Raw genomic sequence first — 17,811 nt, forward strand, 5'->3', positions numbered from 1 at the left:
CATGTTTACCGCTAAGGGTCAACATACCGCCACACATTGATTGATCAAACTCACAGAACGGGGATATTTACGGCTCACCAATTTTATTTGCTGTCATATAACTTTACACTGGCATTGTTAATTAATGGTTAATCAGGTGTGTATCTCATGAAGACAATTGCCTCCACCGCCCTTCCTGCCCAGGTTCAGCAGCCGCGCTACGATCGTCAGCAACTGCGCTCCCGCATCGTCCATTTTGGCTTTGGCGCGTTTCACCGTGCGCACCAGGCATTGTTAACAAACCGGGTGCTTAATGAAAAAGGCGGCGACTGGGGTATTTGTGAGATTAGCCTTTTCAGCGGCGACGTGCTGATGAGCCAGCTGCGCGCGCAGGATCACCTGTTCACCGTGCTGGAGAAAGGGGCGGAAGGCAATGAGGCGATTATCGTCGGTGCCGTCCATGAATGCCTTAACGCAAAGCTGGACTCTCTGCCCGCCATTATTGAGAAATTTTGCGAGCCTCAGGTCGCAATTGTGTCGCTCACCATCACGGAGAAAGGCTATTGCATAGATCCCGCGACCGGGAAACTCGATCTGCACAACGCCCGAATAATCCATGACCTTGAAAACCCCTCAGAGCCACATTCCGCACCCGGGATCCTGGTCGAAGCGCTTCACCGCCGCCACGAGCGCGGCTTGCCTGCGTTTACCGTGCTCTCCTGCGACAATATCCCTGATAACGGGCACGTGGTGAAAAACGCGGTGCTGGGCATGGCGCAAAAGCGTTCCGCAGCGCTGTCTGAATGGATTGATAGCCACGTGAGCTTCCCGGGGACGATGGTCGACAGAATTGTTCCCGCCGCGACGGACGCCTCACTGGCGGAAATCACCGACGCGCTCGGCGTGGAAGATCCGTGCGCCATCAGCTGTGAGCCGTTTATTCAGTGGGTGGTAGAAGATAATTTTGTTGCCGGCCGTCCGGAGTGGGAAGTCGCGGGCGTTCAGATGGTGCAGGATGTTCTGCCGTGGGAGCAGATGAAATTGCGCATGCTCAACGGCAGCCACTCTTTCCTGGCGTATCTGGGGTACCTCGCGGGCTACGCCCATATTAATGAATGCATGGAGGACGCTGCATTCCGTGAAGCCGCCCGTCGGCTGATGCTGGACGAGCAGGCGCCCACATTACGCATTAAGGATGTCGACCTCACCGCCTACGCCGATAGCCTGCTCGAGCGCTTTGCCAACCCGGCACTTCAGCATCGGACCTGGCAAATCGCGATGGACGGTAGCCAGAAGCTTCCACAAAGAATGCTGGACGGGATCCGCGTTCATCTCGAGCGAAAAACACCGTGGTCGCTGCTGGCTCTGGGCGTGGCCGGCTGGATACGCTACGTCAGCGGTACCGACGACCGTGGCAACGCGATTGATGTTCGCGATCCCCTCAGCGATAAAATTCGCACGATGGTCAATGCCAGCAGCGACGCCGACCGCGTTAACGCCCTGCTGGGGCTGAGCGAGGTCTTTGGTCACGATCTCGCGCAAAACAGCGCGTTTGTGGAGGCTGTCAGCCAGGCATACCAGCGCATCACCCGCCACGGCGCGCGTCAGGCTGTTATTGAGACGTTAAATATTTAACGATTATTGCGCTTAACGCGAACGGATGAAGCCTCCGTTCGCCCTCCCCCTTCTCACCGGTCACGTTTTTCGCCAGGATAGAGAGATTAGTGTTATAGCATCACAATCCTCATCTGGAGCGCACGTGACCAAAACCAACCTCATCACCGGTTTTCTCGGCAGCGGTAAAACCACCTCAATTCTCCACCTGCTGGCGAATAAAGATCCTGCCGAGAAATGGGCCGTGCTGGTCAATGAATTTGGCGAGGTAGGCATTGACGGCGCGTTACTGTCATCCAGCGGCGCGATGATTAAAGAGATCCCCGGCGGGTGCATGTGCTGCGTCAATGGCCTGCCGATGCAGGTCGGGCTCAATACGCTGCTGCGTCAGGGCAAACCCGACCGCCTGCTGATTGAGCCCACCGGGCTGGGTCATCCGAAGCAGATCCTCGATTTACTGACCGCCCCGGTTTACGAGCCGTGGATCGACCTGCGCGCCACCCTGTGCCTGCTCGATCCGCGTCAGCTTCTGGATGACAAGGCGGTGGCCAATGAGAATTTCCGCGATCAACTCGCCTCGGCTGACGTTATTGTCGCGAATAAAGCAGATCGCGCCACGGCTGAAAGCCAGGCCGCGCTGGACGCGTGGTGGCAACATTTCGGCGGCAACCGCACGCGGGTGCAGACCACCCAGGGGAATATTGATAGCGCCCTGCTTGACCTTCCTCGTCTGAACCTCACCGAGTTGCCTGCCAGCGCGGATCATTCGCACAGTCATCCGGTTAAGCAAGGTTTAGCCGCACTCAGCCTGCCGGAACATCAGCGCTGGCGTCGTAACCTGAACAGCGGCCAGGGATATCAGGCCTGCGGATGGATTTTTGATGCTGAAACCGTTTTTGACACCATCGGGATCCTCGAGTGGGCTCGCCTTGCGCCCGTCGATCGCGTGAAAGGGATCATGCGCACACCAGACGGGCTGGTGAGGATCAACCGTCAGGGTGACGATTTCTTTATTGAAACGCAGAATGTGGCGCCGCCTGACAGCCGAATAGAGTTAATTAGTGCGGTTAACGCCGACTGGAATGCCCTCCAGTCCAGCCTGTTGAGGATTCGTTTAAGTTCGGGCGGCTAACGTTGCCCCAGTTTTCACTCTATGCAGAACGTTATGACAACTCGATTTCCCCTGATATTACTGCTTAATGTCGCCGGTCTGGCGCTTTTCTTCTCCTGGTATATCCCGGCGGATCATGGTTTCTGGTTCCCGCTGGATTCTGCCATTTTTCACTTCTTCAACCAGGAGCTGGTGAAGAGCAGCGCGTTCCTGTGGCTGGTGGCAATTACCAATAACCGCGCCTTCGACGGCTTCTCGCTGCTGGCCATGGGCTGCCTGATGCTCTCTTTCTGGCTGAAAGAGGATAAAGCCGGGCGTCGGCGTATTCTCATTATCGGTCTGGTGATGCTGCTGTTTGCCGTTGTCATTAACCAGCTGGCAACTGCGATTATTCCGGTTAAGCGTTCAAGCCCAACGCTATTCTTCACCGATATTTATCGCGTCAGCGAACTGCTGCATATTCCAACAAAAGATGCGTCGAAGGACAGTTTCCCCGGCGATCACGGCATGATGCTGCTTATTTTTTCCGCAATTATGCTTCGCTATTTCGGCAGAAAAGCTTTTGCCATAGCCCTGATTATTTTTGTGGTTTTTGCCTTCCCGCGCGTAATGATTGGCGCTCACTGGTTTACCGATATTGCCGTCGGTTCGCTCTCCGTGGCGCTGATTGCGCTGCCGTGGTGTTTGATGACCCCACTGAGCGACAGGATAATAGCGCTGTTCGATCGCTATCTTCCCGGAAGAGCGCAACAACAATTAAACAAATAACTAACCTAAATTAACGTGAGCTATCAGGGATCGACATGATCCCTGATAGCGTTCTCGCCGCGATCTTTCCCCACTGTCATATTCTCGTCATCATATTCATGATAAAAATGAAGCAATTGCATACTGGCGCAGCGGATCCGTCGCTATTTTGAGCAATTCTATGTTTTTACTTTCTGTATCACATTTTCTTATAAAAAAAAGGCTTTTTTTTCTCGCAATACCCCAGGCAATCGGTTAATCTCGAACTCGTTTTGCCCCATAGAGATAATTATTTCACTGGCGAATAATTTTGTGCGCTGTGCCACAAATGTGACCAGAAAGAATTGTCTCAATGTGAACAGATAATTAGTCTCGTCACGTTTGGCATTTTTATAACGATATTTGTCGTTAAGGACTTCAAGGGATAATAAACAAAATGGTCAAATCTCAACCGTTTCTGAGATATATCTTACGGGGGATCCCGGCGATAGCAGTCGCGGTACTGTTGTCTGCATGTAGTACATCGAACACCGCAAAGAATATGCATCCTGAGACGCGTGTTGTGGGAATGGAAGATTCCTCGTCACTGCAAGCCTCTCAGGATGAATTTGAAAATATGGTACGTAATCTGGACGTGAAGTCCCGCATTATGGACCAGTATGCTGACTGGAAAGGCGTGCGCTATCGCCTTGGTGGCAGCACAAAAACAGGTATTGATTGTTCCGGTTTTGTACAGCGTACGTTCCGTGAGCAATTTGGGTTAGATCTTCCGCGTTCAACCTATGAACAGCAGGAGATGGGCAAGTCGATTTCACGTACCAAACTGCGCACCGGTGATTTAGTCCTGTTCCGTGCCGGTTCTACAGGTCGACATGTTGGCATCTACATTGGTAATGACCAGTTTGTACATGCCTCCACCAGCAGCGGTGTGACCATTTCCAGCATGAATGAACCGTACTGGAAGAAGCGCTACAACGAAGCACGCCGCGTACTGACCCGCAGTTAATATGACTATTGTATCGTTGGTTATCCCTTGGCTGACGATATGATGAAAAAAAGCACTGCTTCGGCAGTGTTTTTTTTTGCCCGTTACACTGAATACATCCAGCGGCATTTCAGGAATCACGACGTCTATGTTCACCCGCTATTTCTCCAGCAATCGCAAAATACTGATCCTCAGCATCATCACAGGCCTGATCGCCGCCCTGCTCCTGGGTTCGTTGCAATTTTTCTGGAGCTACCACAAGCGGGAAGTCAAATTCGACACCCTGATCCACGATGTGAGCATCTATATGGAGAGCTACTTCGATGAGTTAAAAAATTCTATCGATGTGCTCCAGCCGCTCACGTTAAACAACTGCCACGACGTCAATCAGGAACTTACCTCGCGCGCTGCCTTTAGCGTTAACGTTCGCGCATTCCTGCTGGTCAGAGACAAAATGGCGTTCTGCTCTTCTGCCACGGGGCCGATGAATGTCCCCATGGAGGAGCTGATCCCCGAGCTGCACATCGACAAACAGATTGATATGGCGTTACTTCCCGGCACCCCGATGTTGCCCAACAAGCCCGCGATTGCCATCTGGTACCGTAACCCGCTAGTGAAGGACGGCGGCGTGTTTACCTCGGTGAATCTCAATCTGACGCCTTACCTGCTCTACACCGCGCGCCAGGACGAATTTGCCGGTATTGCCATCATTATTGGCGACCATGCGCTGTCAACGCGCTCCAGCACGCTGGTCCTTGCGCATGATCTACATGAAACGCCCGCCCGAACCGCGACGCTGAAAGACGTTCCCCTGACCATCAACCTGTATGCTGACGCATGGACCAGCGATGAAATTCTCTACGCCCTGTTCTTCGGGCTGGTGTGCGGCATTTGTGCCGGATCGCTCAACTACTATATCCTCAGCATTCGCCTCAACCCGGGTAAAGAGATTTTAAGCGCCATTAAGCGCGGTCAGTTTTACGTGGTTTATCAGCCCGTCGTCGATGCTAAATCGCTCCAGATGACCGGGCTTGAAGTGCTGATGCGCTGGAAACACCCGACGATGGGGGAAATTCCGCCGGACGCGTTTATCAATTTTGCCGAAGCGCAGAAGCTGATTGTCCCGCTGACGCTGCATCTCTTTGACCTTATCATTCACGATGCGCCCGTGTTACAAACGCTGTTACCTCCGGGAGCAAAGGTGGGCATCAACATTGCGCCGGGGCATCTGCATGCGGAAAGCTTCAAAGACGATATGCGCACCTTCAAAGCGCTACTGCCGCAGGATTACTTCCAGATCGTGCTGGAAATTACCGAGCGCGACATGCTCAATCATCGGGAAGCCAACAGCCTCTTCGAATGGCTACACAACGAAGGGTTTGAGATAGCCATTGATGATTTTGGCACCGGCCACAGCGCGCTGATTTATCTTGAGCATTTCACCATGGACTACCTCAAGATAGACCGCGGTTTTGTTAATGCGATTGGCACCGAGACCGTGACGTCGCCGGTGCTGGACGCCGTCCTGACGCTGGCAAGACGACTGAATATGTCGACCGTCGCCGAAGGGGTGGAAACGCCGGAACAGGCCGCCTGGCTGCGCGAACACGGCGTTAATTTCCTGCAGGGATACTGGATTAGCCGCCCGATGCCGCTGGCGCAGTTCCGCGAATGGCGGCCTGATATTTCGCCCGAGGGTGATTAATTTCACATTGCCCGTGACGTCACTTATTATTCAGCTTAACCGAGCCGGTCTGTAAAAGAGGGAGCCGCCGCGAGATGCTTATGCGCTTCATGTTGCTGATGTTGGCACTAACGAGCCTGTCCAGCCAGGCGCAGGCCATCAAAGAAAATATTGCCTTCGCGGTGATTGGCGAGCCGAAATATGCGGTCAATTTTACGCACTTCGATTACGTTAACCCTGCCGCGCCGAAGGGCGGAAAGGTCACGCTTTCCGCCACGGGAACATTCGACAACTTCAACCGCTTCGCCCTGCGCGGCGTGGCGGCCGCGCGAACGGAATCGCTTTACGATACGCTCTTCGTCACGTCGGATGATGAGCCCGGCAGCTATTATCCGCTGATTGCCGAGAACGTGCGTTACGCCGATAACTTCGCCTGGGCGGAAATTTCGCTGAATCCGCGAGCGCGTTTTCACGACGGCACGCCGGTGAAGGCCAGCGACGTCGCGTTCACCTTCCATAAATTCATGACCGAAGGCGTCCCCCAGTTCCGCATCGTGTATAAAGGGGCTTCCGTCAGAGCCATTGCGCCGCTCACCGTGCGCATCGAGCTGAGCGAACCGAACAAAGAGAATATGCTCAGCCTGTTCTCGCTGCCGGTGATGCCTGAATCGTTCTGGAAAAACCATAAGCTAAGCGACCCGCTTTCCACGCCGCCGCTGGCAGGCGGCCCATACCGCATCACCGACTGGCGCATGGGGCAATATGTCGTTTACTCTCGCGTGAAAGACTACTGGGCGGCAGACCTGCCGGTAAACCGCGGGCGCTGGAATTTCGACACCCTTCGCTATGATTACTACCTCGACGATAACGTGGCGTTTGAAGCGTTCAAAGCCGGTGCTTTCGATTTACGCGTCGAGAGCAGCGCCAAAAACTGGGCGACCCGCTATATCGGCAAAAATTTCGCCAAAGGCTATATCGTCAAAGACGAGCACAAAAATGAGTCTGCCCAGGACACCCGCTGGCTGGCGTTTAATATTCAGCGTCCGGTATTTAATGACCGCCGGGTGCGCGAAGCCATTTCCCTGGCCTTTGATTTTGAGTGGATGAACAAAGCGCTGTTTTACGGGGCTTACAGCCGTGCGAACAGCTATTTTCAGAACACCGAATACGCCGCGCGCGATTACCCGAAAGCCGACGAGCTGGCACTGCTGGCGCCGCTGAAAGCGGAGCTGCCGCCGCAGGTGTTCACCACCGTGTTTCAGCCGCCCGCGTCGAACGGTGACGGTTACGACCGCGACAACCTGCTGAAAGCCAGTAAACTGCTGGATGACGCGGGCTGGCACCTGAAAAATCAAAAGCGTGTCGATGCCAAAACGGGTAAGCCTCTCAGCTTTGAGCTGCTGCTCTCGTCCGGGGGCAACGATCAGTGGGTACTGCCGTTTAAGCACAACCTTGAGCGACTGGGCGTGACCATGAACATTCGCCAGGTTGATAACGCGCAGATCACCAGCCGCATGCGCAGCCGTGATTACGACATGATGCAGCGCCTGTGGCCCGCGCAGCCGTGGCCCAGCTCCGACCTGCAAATCTCCTGGGCCTCCAGCTACATTGACTCCTCATACAATGCGCCAGGTGTAAAAAGCCCAGCGATTGACGCGCTGATTGCGAAAATAGTGGCGGCGCAGGGGGATAAAGAAAAGCTCCTGCCGCTCGGGCGCGCCCTCGACAGGGTCCTGACCTGGAACTACTACATGCTGCCGATGTGGTATATGGGCGAAGATCGCCTGGCGCGCTGGGACAAGTTCTCCGTGCCTGCCGTGCGCCCTGTCTACTCCCTGGGCTTTGATACCTGGTGGTATGACGTTAACAAAGCCGCCAGACTTCCCGCTGAGCGGCGATAAGGAATCATCATGGGTGCCTATCTTCTCCGTCGTCTCCTGCTGGTCATCCCCACCCTGTGGGCCATCATCACGATTAACTTTTTTATCGTGCAAATCGCCCCCGGCGGCCCGGTCGATCAGGCGATTGCCGCCATTGAATTTGGCAACAGCGGCGGCATGCCCGGCGGCGGCGGTGAAGGGATGGGCGCGAGCCATGCGCGAACCGGCGTAGGGAATATCAGCGAGAGCCATTATCGCGGCGGACGCGGGCTGGATCCGGAGGTGATCGCCGAGATCACCCACCGCTACGGCTTTGACAAACCGATTCACGAGCGCTATTTCAAGATGCTCTGGGATTACATCCGCTTTGATTTTGGCGACAGCCTGTTTCGCAGTGCGTCAGTGTTAACGTTGATCAAGCAAAGCCTGCCGGTTTCGATAACGCTGGGGCTGTGGGGAACGCTGATTATCTATCTGGTCTCTATACCGCTCGGGATCCGCAAAGCGGTGTATAACGGCAGCCGGTTTGATATCTGGAGCAGCACGTTCATCATCATCGGCTACGCCATACCGGCGTTTCTGTTTGCCGTCCTGCTGATTGTCTTTTTTGCCGGGGGAAGCTATTTCGACTTCTTCCCGCTGCGGGGGCTGGTCTCCGCCGATTTCAGCTCCCTGCCGTGGTATCAGAAAATCACTGACTATCTCTGGCATATCACGCTGCCGGTGCTGGCCACGGTCATCGGCGGGTTTGCGGCCCTGACCATGTTGACCAAAAACGCCTTTCTCGATGAAATTCGTAAGCAGTACGTTGTCACGGCCCGCGCCAAGGGCGTGAGCGAGAAGCAGATCATGTGGAAACACGTGTTCCGCAACGCCATGCTGCTGGTGATCGCCGGATTTCCGGCCACGTTCATCGGCATGTTTTTTACCGGCTCGCTGCTGATAGAGGTGATGTTCTCGCTCAACGGCCTGGGGCTGCTGGGCTATGAGGCTACCGTGTCGCGCGATTATCCGGTGATGTTTGGCACACTTTATATTTTCACCCTGATTGGCCTGCTGCTGAATATCATCAGTGATATCAGCTATACGCTGGTCGATCCCCGAATTGATTTTGAGGGCCGCTGATGCCGCGTTTAAGCCCCGTCAACCAGGCCCGCTGGGCCCGCTTTCGCCACAACCGCCGCGGCTACTGGTCGCTGTGGATTTTTGCCGTGCTGTTTGCCTTAAGCATGTGTTCGGAGCTGATCGCCAACGACAAGCCATTGCTGGTGCATTTTAACGACCGCTGGTACGTGCCGGTTATCGCCAGTTACAGCGAAAGCGACTTTGGCGGCCCGTTTGCGACACCGGCGGAGTATCAGGATCCGTGGCTTCGCCAGCAGATTGAGCAGCACGGCTGGGCGCTCTGGGCGCCGGTACGCTTTGGCGCAAACAGCATTAACTTCGCCACCACGACGCCCTTCCCTTCCCCGCCCTCCGCGCAAAACTGGCTGGGAACGGATGCTAACGGCGGGGACGTGCTGGCGCGCATCCTGTATGGCACGCGAATTTCTCTTCTCTTTGGGCTGATGCTGACGATCTTCTCAAGCGTAATGGGCGTCGTGGCGGGCGCCGTTCAGGGCTACTACGGCGGGAAAATCGACCTGTGGGGCCAGCGGGTTATTGAAGTCTGGTCAGGCATGCCAACGCTGTTTCTGATCATCCTGCTTTCCAGCGTGGTGCAGCCCGGCTTCTGGTGGCTGTTAGGCATCACCGTCCTGTTCGGCTGGATGGCGCTGGTGGGCGTGGTGCGCGCGGAGTTCCTGCGCACCCGCAATTTCGACTACATTCGCGCCGCGCAGGCGCTTGGCGTGAGCGACCGGGGGATCATCTTCCGCCACATGCTGCCCAACGCGGTCGTGGCAACGCTCACCTTCCTGCCGTTTATTCTGTGCAGCTCCATCACCACCCTCACCTCGCTGGATTTTCTTGGTTTCGGGCTACCGCTGGGTTCCCCGTCGCTCGGCGAACTGCTGCTGCAGGGTAAGAACAACCTGCAGGCGCCGTGGTTAGGCATCGCCGCCTTTCTTTCCGTGGCCGTGCTGCTGTCGCTGCTGATTTTTATTGGCGAAGCCGTGCGCGATGCCTTCGATCCGAACAAGGCGGTATAAAATGACCCAGCCTCTTCTCAGTATTGATAACCTGTCGATTGCTTTTTCTAAGCAGGACGAGACGCGCACCGTGGTCACCGACCTGTCGCTGCAGATCCAGCCCGGTGAAACGCTGGCCCTGGTGGGCGAGTCGGGTTCAGGCAAGAGCGTTTCGGCACTCTCTATCCTGCGGCTGCTGCCTTCTCCGCCTGTGAGCTACCCGCAAGGGGATATTCTGTTTCACGGCAGCTCGCTGCTGCATGCCGACGAACATACCCTGCGCGGTATTCGCGGCAACAAAATCGCGATGATCTTCCAGGAGCCGATGGTTTCCCTCAATCCGCTGCACAGCCTGGAGAAACAGCTCTATGAAGTGCTCTCCCTGCACCGGGGGATGCGCAAAGAGGCCGCGCGGGGAGAAATTCTGGATTGTCTGGAACGAACAGGAATACGCAACGCGGCCAAACGGCTGAATGATTTTCCGCATCAGCTCTCCGGCGGCGAACGCCAGCGCGTGATGATCGCTATGGCCCTGCTCACGCGACCCGAGCTGTTGATTGCCGACGAGCCTACAACGGCGCTGGACGTGACGGTACAGGCGCAAATATTGACGCTGCTGCGGGAACTGCGTGACGAGCTGAACATGAGCCTGCTGTTTATCACGCACAACCTGAGCATTGTGAGAAAGCTGGCCGACAGCGTCGCGGTGATGCAAAACGGACGATGCGTTGAACAGAATAGCGCGTCCACGCTGCTGAGCGCGCCGCAGCACCCCTATACGCAGCGTTTGCTCGACAGCGAACCCTCCGGAGACCCGGTTCCCCTCAAGGCGGACAGCACACCGCTGCTGCGCGTTGAGGATTTGTCCGTCTCGTTCCCGATCCGCAAAGGTATTCTGCGGCGCATCGTCGACCAGAATCCGGTGCTGAAAAACATCCGCTTCTCGCTGCGCCCGGGAGAATCCCTCGGGCTGGTGGGCGAATCCGGTTCGGGCAAAAGCACCACCGGTCTGGCGCTGCTGCGCTTAATTGCCTCCCAGGGCGAGATCCTCTTTGACGATATGCCGCTGCACCGCTGGAACCGCCGTCAGATGCTGCCCGTGCGGCCCCGCATGCAGGTGGTGTTTCAGGATCCCAACTCCTCGCTTAACCCGCGGCTCAGCGTGTTACAGATTATCGAAGAGGGTCTGCGCGTGCATCAGCCCAGCCTGAGCGCTCAGCAGCGCGAGCAGGAAGTTAAGCGGGTGATGGCCGAAGTGGGCTTAGATGCCGGGACGCGCCACCGCTATCCGGCTGAATTCTCCGGCGGGCAGCGCCAGCGTATCGCCATTGCCCGCGCGCTGATCCTGAAGCCGGAGCTGATTATTCTGGATGAACCAACGTCGTCGCTGGACAGAACCGTTCAGGCGCAGATCCTGGCGCTGCTGAAAGGGCTTCAGGAAAAACACCGGCTGGCCTATATCTTTATCAGCCACGATCTACAGGTGGTGCGGGCGCTATGCCATCAGGTGATTGTGTTGCGACAGGGAGAAGTGGTCGAGCAGGGAGAGTGCCAGCGCGTATTTAGCGCGCCAACGCAGCGCTACACGCGCCAGCTGTTGTCGGCAGACTAGCGGTCAGAACGGGTACTGGCCGGAGAAAGGCTCCGCGATGGCAACGCCAAAATTCTTCAGACGGCAGGTGGCGGCAAACTCGTCCTGGCTCTTCACGAACAGGCACGGCTCACCTTCACACTCCAGCACGGAGCTGTCCACTTCGATATCCGTCAGGGCCTGACTGAGACGCTCCATCACCCGCCATGCATTTTCGTCGCTCGGGCTCAGCAGCTTGAGTGCCACCAGGCAGTTTTCACAGCCCGCGACGCTTTGCGGAATCGGTTCAACTTTCGAACCTGCAAAACCCGCCGACCAGCGATAGCTCTGGGGCAAGCGATGGACAATGGAGAGTTGTAATGTATTCACGTTCGTTCCCCGGAAGCAAAATTTACTTCACAATTTATTTACATTTATAGTAACACATCATCGCCAGCCTGCACTATTCAGCGCTTTTTTATCGATATCCAGGCTCGCGTCGGCGCTATATGTACCCGTTTCTGCGATCTAACTCAACCTTTTTGAATACAATGATGTGACTTTTTACATAAATAGATTTTACATAAAATAAACAAACACGGAATAAACGAACGGGGGTTTGGTTGATATGCATCAACAAAAAAGGCCCTATCGGGCCTTCTCTGTATTTTAGTGGGCCGCTTTTCGCGGTCGACTGGCGTAAAGATAGAAGAGTATCGAGCTGGTTGCGCAAAAAGCCATCGCCCACAGCATGGGCCATGCCGTCGTAAAGGTAGCCATTGAAAGCAACGCCCCAACGATAGCGCCGATGCCGAAGCGGAACGTCCCCGCCAGGGAAGAGGCGGTGCCCGCCATATGCGGAAACTCATCCAGGATCACCGCCATCGCATTAGATGACACCATCGACACGCAGCCGACAAAGGCCGCCACGCCGACCACCAGCGCCCAGAAGCCCACGCCCAGAAACGCGCTCACCACCAGCCAGATAGCCATCACAAACTGGATCCACAGCCCGGCGCGGAACATGTTCAGCGCCCCCACCCGCCGGACAAAACGGCTGTTGATGATGGTCATGATGAACAGGAAGACGATGTTAAGCGCGAAATAGTAGCCGAAGTGCTGCGGCGAAACGTGGTTCAGCTCAATGTAGACAAACGGCCCGGCGCTCAGGAAGGAGAACATCCCGGCGAAGCTGAACCCGCTTGCCAGCATATAGCTGAGCACGCGCTTGTGGCGAAACAGCGAGGCAAAGTTGCCGATTGTGGTTCGGATGTGGAATTTCTGACGGCGCTCGACGGGAAGCGTTTCATCAATAAAGAAGAAGATCATCGCCGAGGCCAGCAGCGCGGCCAGGGCCAGGATCCAGAAAATCACATGCCAGCTAAACCACACCAGCACCGCGCCACCGGCCATCGGGGCCACCAGCGGCGCAATCGTCGTCACCAGCATCACGAACGACATCATGCGGGAGAACTCTTCCTTCGGGTAGATATCGCGCATCAGGGCGTTAATCACCACGCTTGCCGCAGCCGCCGCCAGACCGTGGAAGAAGCGCATGATAATCAGATGATCGATGGTCTGCGCCAGCGCACAGGCAACCGCTGCGGCCGCAAATACCAGCGTCCCGCCCAGAATAACGGGCTTGCGTCCAAGGCTGTCCGCCATCGGGCCATAAAACAGCTGGCCGAGGGCAAAGCCGAGAATATAGGTGCTGAGCGTCATCTGCGCGCTGCCCGCCGGAACGCCAAACTGCGCGGAAATGACCGGCAGCGCGGGCAGGTACATATCAATAGACAGCGGCATCAGCATGGCCAGCAGGCCAAGAATGAAGACGATTTTGAACGACGAGTGTGGCCTGGTGGTCACAGAGCTCTCCTGAAATTAGTGCGAAGGCAGACCGACGCTGGCGATCTCTTCTTCCGTTAACGGGCGATATTCGCCTGGCGCCAGGTCGGGATCGAGTTCGATCGCACCAATCCGCTCACGATGCAGGCCAACAACGTGGTTCCCCACCGCGGCAAACATACGTTTCACCTGATGGTAGCGCCCTTCGCTGATGGTCAGACGGACCTCCGTCGGCGTGATCACCTCAAGCACGGCGGGTTTGGTCAGATCTTTTTCATTATGCAGCTGAACGCCTTTCGTGAATTGCTCTGCCGTGTCATCCGACACCGGCGACTCCAGCGTGACCAGATAGGTTTTCTCGCAGTGGTGACGCGGGGAAGTAATGCGATGCGACCACTGCCCGTCGTCGGTCATCAGCACCAGACCCGTGGTGTCGATGTCGAGGCGGCCTGCGGCGTGCAGCTTGTGCGCCACCGGTTCGTCGAGGAAATAGAGCACCGTCGGGTGATCGGGATCGTCCGTTGAGCAGACGTAGCCTTCCGGCTTATTGAGCATGAAGTAGCGCGGACCGTGCTGCTGGGTCAGCGGATTGCCGTCATACTCAACCTGATGGTCAGGTTGCAGTTTGAACGCGCTGTCTCTCACAATGTCGCCATCCACGGTAACGCGGCTGGCGCGAATTTCGCGCCCGGCAATAGCGCGGCTTACGCCGAGTTGCTGAGCGATAAACTTATCAAGTCGCATGAAATCTTTTTAGCCTTAATGGTGCTGGAAGTCGGACAACAGGTCCGAAAAAAGAAGCAGTCTGGAACGGTTCAGTATAATGGTCTGGTTGCGCCACTCAAGGGAAAAAGTTTCGTGGCATACTATCTATACCCTAAATAATTCGGGTTGCATGAAGGCGGCAAAGGAGTGAATCCCCGGGAGCTTACATAAGTAAGTGACCGGGGTGAACGAGTGCAGCCAACGCACAGGCAACTTGAAGTATGACGGGTATATGTGCGGAATAACGAAACCGAGACCCTATGACTTTTACACTTCGTCCCTATCAGCAGGAAGCCGTTGACGCCACCCTCGCCTGGTTCCGTAAACATCGCGAGCCGGCGGCGATTGTGCTCCCGACCGGCGCAGGCAAAAGCCTGGTCATCGCCGAACTGGCGCGTCTGGCCCGTGGTCGCGTGCTGGTGCTGGCGCACGTCAAAGAGCTCGTCGCGCAAAACCATGCCAAGTATTGTGCGCTTGGGCTGGAAGCCGATATTTTCGCCGCCGGGCTAAAGCGCAAAGAGAGCCACGGCAAAGTGGTCTTCGGCAGCGTGCAGTCGGTGGCGCGCAATCTGGAGCTATTTCGCAGCGAATTTTCGCTGCTGATTGTTGACGAGTGTCACCGCATCAGCGATGACGACGACAGCCAGTATCAGCAAATCCTGGCTCACCTGAAAGCGGTGAACCCTCACCTGCGCCTGCTGGGCCTGACGGCGACCCCGTTTCGCCTGGGGAAAGGCTGGATCTATCGCTACCATTATCACGGCATGGTGCGCGGCGATGAGAAGGCCCTGTTTAGCGACTGCATCTACGAACTTCCGCTGCGCTACATGATTAAACACGGCTACCTGACGCCGCCTGAACGGCTGGATATGCCGGTGGTGCAGTACGATTTCAGCCGTCTACAGGCGCAGAGCAACGGCTTATTCAGCGAAGCGGATCTCAACCAGGAGCTGAAAAAGCAAAAGCGTATTACGCCGCATATCATCAGCCAGATTGAGGAGTTCGCCGCGACGCGCAAAGGGGTAATGATCTTTGCCGCCACGGTTGAGCACGCGCGAGAGATCACCGGGTTACTGCCCGCCGGCGACGCGGCGTTAATCACCGGCGAGACCCCCGGCCCGGAGCGCGACGGCCTGATTGACGCCTTTAAAGCCCAGCAGTTCCGCTATCTGGTAAACGTGTCGGTATTGACCACCGGCTTTGACGCCCCGCACGTCGACCTGATCGCCATTTTGCGCCCGACCGAATCGGTCAGTCTGTATCAACAAATTGTTGGCCGCGGCCTGCGCCTGGCCCCGGGAAAAACCGACTGCCTGATTCTGGATTATGCCGGTAACCCGCACGATCTCTATACGCCTGAGGTCGGCGCGCCAAAAGGGAAAAGCGACAACGTGCCCGTGCAGGTCTTTTGCCCTGCCTGCGGGTTTGCCAACACCTTCTGGGGAAAAACCACCGCCGACGGTACGCTGATCGAACACTTTGGCCGCCGCTGTCAGGGCTGGTTTGAAGATGATGACGGGCATCGCGAGCAGTGCGATTTCCGCTTCCGGTTCAAAAACTGCCCGCAGTGCAACGCCGAAAACGACATTGCCGCCCGCCGCTGCCGGGAATGCGACACGGTGCTGGTTGACCCGGACGACATGCTGAAAGCGGCGCTAAAGCTGAAAGATGCCCTGGTGCTGCGCTGTTCCGGCATGGCGCTGCAGCCCGGCGCCGATGAAAAAGGCGAGTGGCTGAAAATCACCTATTACGACGAAGACGGGGCGGACGTCAGCGAGCGTTTCCGGGTTCAGACGCCTGCCCAGCGAATGGCCTTCGAGCAGCTGTTTATCCGCCCGCATACCCGCACGCCGGGCGTGCCCCTGCGCTGGATAACCGTGGCCGATATCGTGCGCCAGCAGGTGTTATTGCGCCATCCGGATTTTGTCGTCGCCCGTAAGAAAGGCCAGTTCTGGCAGGTGCGCGAGAAGCTCTTTGACTATGAAGGTCGCTTCCGTCGCGCCAACGAATTGCGCGGTTAGCGGGACTTTTCATTGATGTGAGGGGCATTTGAGTATAAAATGCCGCCCGCTTCACATCCGTGAGGCAGAACACTCACCTGCTGCTGGGTCGCCTGTAGCAGGGTTTTAAATACAGAGAGAAATCAATGTTCACTATCGAAGCAGAAGTACGTAACGTGCAGGGTAAGGGTGCGAGCCGCCGCCTGCGTAACGCTAACAAGTTCCCGGCTATCGTTTACGGTGGCGAAGCTGCTCCAGTTGCAATCGAACTGGATCACGACAAACTGTGGAACCTGCAGACCAAAGCTGAATTCTACAGCGAAGTTCTGACCATCGTTGTTGGCGGTAAAGAAGAAAAAGTGAAAGTTCAGGCTGTTCAGCGTCACCCGTTCAAGCCAAAACTGTCTCACATCGACTTCGTTCGCGCGTAATCGCAAACACGTCGAAAAAAAACCCCGCTTCTGCGGGGTTTTTTTATGGCTGTTATTTCCCGCCCGAGGTGCGGCGCTGAAGCTGATCGCGCAGGTTCGGCGGCGTACCTTTAATGGTCAGCGTATCGGTGGCCGGATCCCAGAAGATGCGTTCACCCAGCAACATCGCGTCAAAGTTGATGGTTAACCCACCGCCGCTGCCGGCAAACTTGGTTAACTGACGCAGCGTACTGCGATCCGCCGGGAAGCTCTCTTCAAGCTCATAGCCTTTTTCCGCGGTGAATTCCTGGAAGCTGACTTCGCTGACGCCCGCCAGCTCTTTTGACAGGGACTCCAGCTCGATCTCCTCCCCTGCCTGCAGCTGTTCGTTGCAGTAGCTGTAAACCTGCTGGCGCACGGTCTGGCGCTCAGATTTATCGAGCTGCGCTTCAGCCGTGAAGTCGTCAACCGCCTGCAGCAGCCCTTTGTTCTGCGCTTTGGCGTTAAGACCTTCGCTGGCACCGAGGAAATCCATAAAGAAATCCGCCACTTTGCGGCCCACGCGCCCTTTCAGGAAAGTCAGGTAGCGGGTCGACTCCGGGTTGGTTTCCCATTCGGTCAAATCAATACGCGCCACGATATCCGCATGGTTGATATCCAGATAATGCGTTGAGCTGATATCCAGCTGCTCGTTCACGCGCATGCTGCTTAAGTTATTCAGCACGGTAACCAGCAGATACTCGACCGCCAGGTAGCGATAGTGGCAGAACAGCACGATCCCGCCGTCGGCGAACGGATATTTCGCCAGCTCGTCGCGCAGACGCCCTGTTGCGGCGCGGCTAAACGCCAGGAAATCCTCTTCGCCCTGACGCTGCAGGCGCAGGCTATCGGCCAGTTCACTCTCTTCGCTGAACAGGCCATAGGCTTTATTTTTGGCACTGTAGACGCGATGCAGCTCTGCCATCATCTCCACCACGGTCGCCGTGGGTTCCAGTAACGAATCGCGCAGCACCACTTCAAGGGTTTGCTCATCACGCTTGATAAGCTGGTGCAAGGCAATCTGGTTGATTTCCAGACTCATGATAAACTCTC

The 17,811-nt window shown here is 56.2% G+C and carries 15 protein-coding genes; 11 read left to right on the top strand and 4 right to left on the bottom strand.

What is annotated here, in order from left to right; all coding sequences use genetic code 11:
- Positions 1–147: 147 nt before the first annotated feature.
- From EnteroDNA1_RS07050 to yejF, 9 genes are all read left to right on the top strand, one after another.
- Positions 148–1,614 (top strand): mannitol dehydrogenase family protein, encoded by a 1,467-nt coding sequence (locus tag EnteroDNA1_RS07050; protein ID WP_069303090.1) that lies wholly within the window; start codon positions 148–150, stop codon positions 1,612–1,614.
- A 124-nt stretch (positions 1,615–1,738) separates the two neighbouring features.
- Positions 1,739–2,725: a CobW family GTP-binding protein gene (locus EnteroDNA1_RS07055; RefSeq protein ID WP_069303091.1), complete on the top strand. Its 987-nt coding sequence runs from the start codon at positions 1,739–1,741 to the stop codon at positions 2,723–2,725.
- A gap of 33 nt (positions 2,726–2,758) precedes the next feature.
- On the top strand, positions 2,759–3,472 hold the full coding sequence (locus tag EnteroDNA1_RS07060; protein WP_166670502.1) for a phosphatase PAP2 family protein: 714 nt from the start codon (positions 2,759–2,761) through the stop codon (positions 3,470–3,472).
- Between the two features lie 415 nt (positions 3,473–3,887).
- A complete protein-coding gene (gene mepS / locus EnteroDNA1_RS07065; protein ID WP_008500946.1) occupies positions 3,888–4,457 on the top strand; it encodes a bifunctional murein DD-endopeptidase/murein LD-carboxypeptidase in 570 nt (189 codons plus the stop codon).
- A 127-nt stretch (positions 4,458–4,584) separates the two neighbouring features.
- On the top strand, positions 4,585–6,141 hold the full coding sequence (locus tag EnteroDNA1_RS07070; protein WP_039263175.1) for a cyclic di-GMP phosphodiesterase: 1,557 nt from the start codon (positions 4,585–4,587) through the stop codon (positions 6,139–6,141).
- A 74-nt stretch (positions 6,142–6,215) separates the two neighbouring features.
- On the top strand, positions 6,216–8,021 hold the full coding sequence (locus EnteroDNA1_RS07075) for an extracellular solute-binding protein (RefSeq protein ID WP_039263176.1): 1,806 nt from the start codon (positions 6,216–6,218) through the stop codon (positions 8,019–8,021).
- A gap of 9 nt (positions 8,022–8,030) precedes the next feature.
- Positions 8,031–9,125 (top strand): microcin C ABC transporter permease YejB, encoded by a 1,095-nt coding sequence (locus EnteroDNA1_RS07080; RefSeq protein WP_069303093.1) that lies wholly within the window; start codon positions 8,031–8,033, stop codon positions 9,123–9,125.
- Positions 9,125–10,150, top strand: a complete 1,026-nt coding sequence (locus tag EnteroDNA1_RS07085; protein WP_033146047.1) for an ABC transporter permease — start codon at positions 9,125–9,127, stop codon at positions 10,148–10,150. Before EnteroDNA1_RS07080 ends, EnteroDNA1_RS07085 begins: the two co-directional genes overlap by 1 nt.
- A 1-nt stretch (position 10,151) precedes the next feature.
- Positions 10,152–11,741 carry a microcin C ABC transporter ATP-binding protein YejF gene (gene yejF / locus EnteroDNA1_RS07090; RefSeq protein WP_069303094.1) on the top strand — a complete coding sequence of 530 codons (1,590 nt, stop codon included), beginning with the start codon at positions 10,152–10,154 and terminating at the stop codon, positions 11,739–11,741.
- Between the two features lie 3 nt (positions 11,742–11,744).
- On the opposite strand, the gene EnteroDNA1_RS07095 is transcribed toward yejF, so the two are convergent.
- The 3 genes from EnteroDNA1_RS07095 to rsuA form a co-directional block, all read right to left on the bottom strand.
- On the bottom strand, positions 11,745–12,089 hold the full coding sequence (locus EnteroDNA1_RS07095; protein WP_028013883.1) for a YejG family protein: 345 nt from the start codon (positions 12,087–12,089) through the stop codon (positions 11,745–11,747).
- Positions 12,090–12,368: 279 nt separating this feature from the next.
- A complete protein-coding gene (locus tag EnteroDNA1_RS07100; RefSeq protein ID WP_008500953.1) occupies positions 12,369–13,565 on the bottom strand; it encodes a Bcr/CflA family multidrug efflux MFS transporter in 1,197 nt (398 codons plus the stop codon).
- A gap of 15 nt (positions 13,566–13,580) precedes the next feature.
- Positions 13,581–14,288, bottom strand: a complete 708-nt coding sequence (gene rsuA / locus EnteroDNA1_RS07105; RefSeq protein WP_023312495.1) for a 16S rRNA pseudouridine(516) synthase RsuA — start codon at positions 14,286–14,288, stop codon at positions 13,581–13,583.
- Positions 14,289–14,569: 281 nt separating this feature from the next.
- Between rsuA and EnteroDNA1_RS07110 the strand changes: the two genes are divergently transcribed.
- Together EnteroDNA1_RS07110 and rplY are read left to right on the top strand one after the other, a co-directional pair.
- Entirely contained in the window at positions 14,570–16,330 is a 1,761-nt protein-coding gene (locus EnteroDNA1_RS07110) for a DEAD/DEAH box helicase (protein WP_069303095.1), read from the top strand.
- Between the two features lie 125 nt (positions 16,331–16,455).
- Positions 16,456–16,740 carry a 50S ribosomal protein L25 gene (rplY, locus tag EnteroDNA1_RS07115; RefSeq protein WP_029740955.1) on the top strand — a complete coding sequence of 95 codons (285 nt, stop codon included), beginning with the start codon at positions 16,456–16,458 and terminating at the stop codon, positions 16,738–16,740.
- Positions 16,741–16,792: 52 nt separating this feature from the next.
- On the opposite strand, the gene yejK is transcribed toward rplY, so the two are convergent.
- Complete coding sequence (yejK, locus tag EnteroDNA1_RS07120; protein ID WP_008500957.1) at positions 16,793–17,800, bottom strand: nucleoid-associated protein YejK; 1,008 nt, start codon at positions 17,798–17,800, stop codon at positions 16,793–16,795.
- Positions 17,801–17,811: the final 11 nt, after the last annotated feature.

The sequence above is a fragment of the Enterobacter sp. HK169 genome (assembly GCF_001719105.1).
GTDB lineage: Bacteria > Pseudomonadota > Gammaproteobacteria > Enterobacterales > Enterobacteriaceae > Enterobacter > Enterobacter asburiae_B.

Coding starts and splice junctions, on each gene's coding strand:
- EnteroDNA1_RS07050 (WP_069303090.1), top strand. CDS start 148: ATGAAGACAATTGCCTCCACCGCCCTTCCTGCCCAGGTTCAGCAGCCG.
- EnteroDNA1_RS07060 (WP_166670502.1), top strand. CDS start 2,759: ATGACAACTCGATTTCCCCTGATATTACTGCTTAATGTCGCCGGTCTG.
- mepS (WP_008500946.1), top strand. CDS start 3,888: ATGGTCAAATCTCAACCGTTTCTGAGATATATCTTACGGGGGATCCCG.
- EnteroDNA1_RS07070 (WP_039263175.1), top strand. CDS start 4,585: ATGTTCACCCGCTATTTCTCCAGCAATCGCAAAATACTGATCCTCAGC.
- EnteroDNA1_RS07075 (WP_039263176.1), top strand. CDS start 6,216: ATGCTTATGCGCTTCATGTTGCTGATGTTGGCACTAACGAGCCTGTCC.
- EnteroDNA1_RS07080 (WP_069303093.1), top strand. CDS start 8,031: ATGGGTGCCTATCTTCTCCGTCGTCTCCTGCTGGTCATCCCCACCCTG.
- EnteroDNA1_RS07085 (WP_033146047.1), top strand. CDS start 9,125: ATGCCGCGTTTAAGCCCCGTCAACCAGGCCCGCTGGGCCCGCTTTCGC.
- yejF (WP_069303094.1), top strand. CDS start 10,152: ATGACCCAGCCTCTTCTCAGTATTGATAACCTGTCGATTGCTTTTTCT.
- rsuA (WP_023312495.1), bottom strand. CDS start 14,288: ATGCGACTTGATAAGTTTATCGCTCAGCAACTCGGCGTAAGCCGCGCT.
- EnteroDNA1_RS07110 (WP_069303095.1), top strand. CDS start 14,570: ATGACTTTTACACTTCGTCCCTATCAGCAGGAAGCCGTTGACGCCACC.
- rplY (WP_029740955.1), top strand. CDS start 16,456: ATGTTCACTATCGAAGCAGAAGTACGTAACGTGCAGGGTAAGGGTGCG.
- yejK (WP_008500957.1), bottom strand. CDS start 17,800: ATGAGTCTGGAAATCAACCAGATTGCCTTGCACCAGCTTATCAAGCGT.